The sequence below is a fragment of the Variovorax sp. FW301-JW7 genome, from assembly GCF_058788795.1.
In genome coordinates, this window is sequence record NZ_JBYTBC010000031.1 from 1 (window position 1) to 5,890 (window position 5,890).

Genomic DNA, 5,890 nt, shown 5'->3' on the forward strand with positions numbered 1-5,890 from the left:
GCAAAACGAAGTAAACGATAAGTTGCTTCGGTGATCGTTAAAAAATTACAGCCGATAAGCGTGGGCGTTTGAAGGTAATTGCGTAAGTTCTTCGGAACAAGTCGCAAGACTTAAAAACGCTCATGAGATAGAAGTGAAGTTCACTTTAATTCTTTTTTTATGAGTTTTGCTTGACCGCGAGGTCAGGCGCAAAAATCAAGATCGAACTATAGAGTTTGATCCTGGCTCAGATTGAACGCTGGCGGCATGCCTTACACATGCAAGTCGAACGGCAGCGCGGGAGCAATCCTGGCGGCGAGTGGCGAACGGGTGAGTAATACATCGGAACGTGCCCAATCGTGGGGGATAACGCAGCGAAAGCTGTGCTAATACCGCATACGATCTACGGATGAAAGCAGGGGATCGCAAGACCTTGCGCGAATGGAGCGGCCGATGGCAGATTAGGTAGTTGGTGAGGTAAAGGCTCACCAAGCCTTCGATCTGTAGCTGGTCTGAGAGGACGACCAGCCACACTGGGACTGAGACACGGCCCAGACTCCTACGGGAGGCAGCAGTGGGGAATTTTGGACAATGGGCGAAAGCCTGATCCAGCCATGCCGCGTGCAGGATGAAGGCCTTCGGGTTGTAAACTGCTTTTGTACGGAACGAAACGGTCTTTTCTAATACAGAAGGCTAATGACGGTACCGTAAGAATAAGCACCGGCTAACTACGTGCCAGCAGCCGCGGTAATACGTAGGGTGCAAGCGTTAATCGGAATTACTGGGCGTAAAGCGTGCGCAGGCGGTTATGTAAGACAGTTGTGAAATCCCCGGGCTCAACCTGGGAACTGCATCTGTGACTGCATAGCTAGAGTACGGTAGAGGGGGATGGAATTCCGCGTGTAGCAGTGAAATGCGTAGATATGCGGAGGAACACCGATGGCGAAGGCAATCCCCTGGACCTGTACTGACGCTCATGCACGAAAGCGTGGGGAGCAAACAGGATTAGATACCCTGGTAGTCCACGCCCTAAACGATGTCAACTGGTTGTTGGGTCTTCACTGACTCAGTAACGAAGCTAACGCGTGAAGTTGACCGCCTGGGGAGTACGGCCGCAAGGTTGAAACTCAAAGGAATTGACGGGGACCCGCACAAGCGGTGGATGATGTGGTTTAATTCGATGCAACGCGAAAAACCTTACCCACCTTTGACATGTACGGAATTCGCCAGAGATGGCTTAGTGCTCGAAAGAGAGCCGTAACACAGGTGCTGCATGGCTGTCGTCAGCTCGTGTCGTGAGATGTTGGGTTAAGTCCCGCAACGAGCGCAACCCTTGTCATTAGTTGCTACATTCAGTTGGGCACTCTAATGAGACTGCCGGTGACAAACCGGAGGAAGGTGGGGATGACGTCAAGTCCTCATGGCCCTTATAGGTGGGGCTACACACGTCATACAATGGCTGGTACAAAGGGTTGCCAACCCGCGAGGGGGAGCTAATCCCATAAAACCAGTCGTAGTCCGGATCGCAGTCTGCAACTCGACTGCGTGAAGTCGGAATCGCTAGTAATCGTGGATCAGAATGTCACGGTGAATACGTTCCCGGGTCTTGTACACACCGCCCGTCACACCATGGGAGCGGGTTCTGCCAGAAGTAGTTAGCTTAACCGCAAGGAGGGCGATTACCACGGCAGGGTTCGTGACTGGGGTGAAGTCGTAACAAGGTAGCCGTATCGGAAGGTGCGGCTGGATCACCTCCTTTCTGGAAACAAGCAATTTAATTTAAACGCCCACACTTATCGGTTGTTGGAAGAAGTCGGTTGTCTTCAATTTTGAAGATGATTGGCGAATGGGTCTGTAGCTCAGCTGGTTAGAGCACCGTCTTGATAAGGCGGGGGTCGTTGGTTCGAGCCCAACTAGACCCACCAAATCTTCTGATATCTCGTGTGAGAGTTTGAGGGGGATTAGCTCAGCTGGGAGAGCACCTGCTTTGCAAGCAGGGGGTCGTCGGTTCGATCCCGTCATCCTCCACCAATAACTTCGATACTTATTCAACACCAAAGCAGCTTCCTGCGAAAGCATGAGGCTTCTTTGTTGTTGATCAGGATCTCTTGATCAATCGGCTGTTCTTTAAAAATTCATAGAGTCGAATCAGCGTTGCTGATGGAAACTGCACATTCGTAAAGGTTTAGTGCAGACCGTGCCATCAGCAACATAGAATTTTTGATTGCGTCAAAAGAAACTTCAATTTCGAGTCAAATCGATATTGGAAGTACGGCATAACGCGTCAGGTGAAAGACCTGACATATTCCTTGAGATGATTTTGTAGTTTCGCAAGAAACGTCAAAGTTATAGGGTCAAGTGAATAAGAGCACGTGGTGGATGCCTTGGCAATGATAGGCGACGAAGGACGTGATAGCCTGCGATAAGCTTCGGGGAGCTGGCAAATTAGCTTTGATCCGGAGATTTCCGAATGGGGAAACCCACCTGCAAAGGTATCGCATGATGAATACATAGTCATGCGAGGCGAACCGGGTGAACTGAAACATCTCAGTAGCTCGAGGAAAAGACATCAACCGAGATTCCGAAAGTAGTGGCGAGCGAAATCGGAAGAGCCTGTTAGTGATAGCACAAGACATAACGGAACAGCTTGGAAAGGCTGGCCATAGCGGGTGATAGCCCCGTACGTGAAATGACCTGTGCGGTACTGAGCTAACGACAAGTAGGGCGGGACACGAGAAATCCTGTCTGAATATGGGGGGACCATCCTCCAAGGCTAAATACTCATCATTGACCGATAGTGAACTAGTACCGTGAGGGAAAGGCGAAAAGAACCCCGGGAGGGGAGTGAAATAGATCCTGAAACCGCGTGCTTACAAAAAGTAGGAGCCTCGTAAGGGGTGACTGCGTACCTTTTGTATAATGGGTCAGCGACTTACATTCAGTGGCAAGGTTAACCGAATAGGGAAGCCGTAGAGAAATCGAGTCCGAATAGGGCGATCAGTCGCTGGGTGTAGACCCGAAACCAAGTGATCTATCCATGGCCAGGATGAAGGTGCCGTAACAGGTACTGGAGGTCCGAACCGACTAGTGTTGCAAAACTAGCGGATGAGCTGTGGATAGGGGTGAAAGGCTAAACAAACTTGGAAATAGCTGGTTCTCTCCGAAAACTATTTAGGTAGTGCCTCAAGTATTACCATCGGGGGTAGAGCACTGTTTTGGCTAGGGGGTCATGGCGACTTACCAAACCAAGGCAAACTCCGAATACCGATGAGTACAGCTTGGGAGACAGAGCACCGGGTGCTAACGTCCGGACTCAAGAGGGAAACAACCCAGACCGCCAGCTAAGGTCCCTAAAATTGGCTAAGTGGGAAACGAAGTGGGAAGGCTAAAACAGTCAGGATGTTGGCTTAGAAGCAGCCATCATTTAAAGAAAGCGTAATAGCTCACTGATCGAGTCGTCCTGCGCGGAAGATGTAACGGGGCTAAGCCAGTTACCGAAGCTGCGGATTTGCAATTTATTGCAAGTGGTAGGAGAGCGTTCTGTAAGCCTGTGAAGGTGCGTTGTAAAGCGTGCTGGAGGTATCAGAAGTGCGAATGCTGACATGAGTAGCGTTAAAGGGGGTGAAAAGCCCCCTCGCCGTAAGCGCAAGGTTTTCTACGCAACGTTCATCGGCGTAGAGTGAGTCGGCCCCTAAGGCGAGGCAGAGATGCGTAGCTGATGGGAAACAGGTCAATATTCCTGTACCGATTGTTAGTGCGATGTGGGGACGGATCTTAATAGGTCATCCAGTTATTGGATTATTCTGGTTTAGTTGGATGTAGGCGTGCATTAGGCAAATCCGGTGCACATATACCGAGGCCAACGATCGAGCGGACTTGTCCGTGAAGTGACTGAACGAGGTTCCAGGAAAAGCCACTAAGCTTCAGCTAACAACGACCGTACCGCAAACCGACACTGGTGCGCGAGATGAGTATTCTAAGGCGCTTGAGAGAACTCAGGAGAAGGAACTCGGCAAATTGACACCGTAACTTCGGAAGAAGGTGTGCCCTATTAGTGTGTAGTGAACAACGAAGCATGAATGGGTTGCAAAAAATCGGTGGCTGCGACTGTTTATTAAAAACACAGCACTCTGCAAACACGAAAGTGGACGTATAGGGTGTGACGCCTGCCCGGTGCTGGAAGATTAAATGATGGGGTGCAAGCTCTTGATTGAAGTCCCAGTAAACGGCGGCCGTAACTATAACGGTCCTAAGGTAGCGAAATTCCTTGTCGGGTAAGTTCCGACCTGCACGAATGGCGTAACGATGGCCACACTGTCTCCTCCTGAGACTCAGCGAAGTTGAAATGTTTGTGATGATGCAATCTCCCCGCGGAAAGACGGAAAGACCCCATGAACCTTTACTGTAGCTTTGTATTGGACTTTGAACAGATCTGTGTAGGATAGGTGGGAGGCTTTGAAGCAGGGTCGCTAGATCTTGTGGAGCCAACGTTGAAATACCACCCTGGTGTGTTTGAGGTTCTAACCTAGGTCCATTATCTGGATCGGGGACAGTGCATGGTAGGCAGTTTGACTGGGGCGGTCTCCTCCCAAAGCGTAACGGAGGAGTTCGAAGGTACGCTAGTTACGGTCGGACATCGTGACGATAGTGCAATGGCATAAGCGTGCTTAACTGCGAGACTGACAAGTCGAGCAGATGCGAAAGCAGGACATAGTGATCCGGTGGTTCTGTATGGAAGGGCCATCGCTCAACGGATAAAAGGTACTCTGGGGATAACAGGCTGATACCGCCCAAGAGTTCATATCGACGGCGGTGTTTGGCACCTCGATGTCGGCTCATCTCATCCTGGGGCTGTAGCCGGTCCCAAGGGTATGGCTGTTCGCCATTTAAAGAGGTACGTGAGCTGGGTTTAAAACGTCGTGAGACAGTTTGGTCCCTATCTTCCGTGGGCGCTGCAGATTTGAGGAAGCCTGCTCCTAGTACGAGAGGACCGGAGTGGACACACCTCTGGTGTATCGGTTGTCACGCCAGTGGCATTGCCGAGTAGCTAAGTGTGGAAGAGATAACCGCTGAAAGCATCTAAGCGGGAAACTCGTTTCAAGATGAGATCTGCCGGGGCCTTGAGCCCCCTAAAGAGTCGTTCAAGACCAGGACGTTGATAGGTCAGGTGTGGAAGCGCAGTAATGCGTTAAGCTAACTGATACTAATTGCTCGTGCGGCTTGACCCTATAACTTTGATCAATCTGATCAAGGTGTTATGCCAAGTTGACGCATTCAAAATAATTCGCCAAAAACTGATTCCAAACTCTATGAATTCGTTTGATTGATCGTGTGATCAGTCAGACAACCCTTTATGCCTGATGACCATAGCGAGTTGGTACCACTCCTTCCCATCCCGAACAGGACAGTGAAACGACTCAGCGCCGATGATAGTGCGGGTTCCCGTGTGAAAGTAGGTCATCGTCAGGCTCTTACAGCCCAGAAAACCCCAGTCAGCAATGACTGGGGTTTTTTGCTTTGCGCGAAGCAAAGACCAAACGCATAAAAAGCGCTGACTCGAAAGAATTGGCGCTTTTTTATTGGAGCAAACAAGCACCAATCAGCTATTACAGATCCTTGATGCATCGGATCGCGCCGTGCCAACCGCAACCAACTCGGCCAACAGCTCTCCCGTCAGAGCCTCCAGCGTCTCACCAGCAAAGAAACGAGCCCGGATCAGCTCGAAGTACGGCGTCCCAGCTAGCCACGCATCCCACTCAGCGTGCGACACCGCATGCAACTCCAGCAGCTTGAACTTCATCAGCACCTTCATCGCATGACGCGCGTGCTTCTCAGGGGCGCGCTGCAAACCAGCCAAGCGCCGGCGCGCCGTATGCAACGCGCGCTCGACATCGACGAAGACGCCTCCATG

The 5,890-nt window shown here is 50.9% G+C and carries 2 tRNA genes, 3 rRNA genes and 1 pseudogene; 5 read left to right on the plus strand and 1 reads right to left on the minus strand.

The features are described 5' to 3' along the window. The first annotated feature begins 203 nt into the window (after nt 1-203). From AC3WQM_RS31905 to rrf, 5 genes are all read left to right on the plus strand, one after another. A 16S ribosomal RNA gene (locus tag AC3WQM_RS31905) occupies nt 204-1,738 on the plus strand. An 89-nt stretch (nt 1,739-1,827) separates the two neighbouring features. After that, a tRNA-Ile gene (locus AC3WQM_RS31910) sits at nt 1,828-1,904 on the plus strand. Between the two features lie 30 nt (nt 1,905-1,934). Beyond that, a tRNA-Ala gene (locus AC3WQM_RS31915) sits at nt 1,935-2,010 on the plus strand. A 321-nt stretch (nt 2,011-2,331) separates the two neighbouring features. Next, nucleotides 2,332-5,207: ribosomal RNA gene (locus tag AC3WQM_RS31920) — 23S ribosomal RNA — on the plus strand. 128 nt (nt 5,208-5,335) lie between these two features. Further along, nucleotides 5,336-5,448 (plus strand): 5S ribosomal RNA (gene rrf, locus AC3WQM_RS31925). Together the 16S, 23S and 5S rRNA genes with 2 tRNA genes alongside form the textbook arrangement of a ribosomal RNA operon. Before the next feature lie 130 nt (nt 5,449-5,578). Here the strand turns inward: rrf and AC3WQM_RS31930 are convergent. Next, nucleotides 5,579-5,890 (minus strand): annotated as a pseudogene (locus tag AC3WQM_RS31930) (MBL fold metallo-hydrolase); the annotation flags it as partial.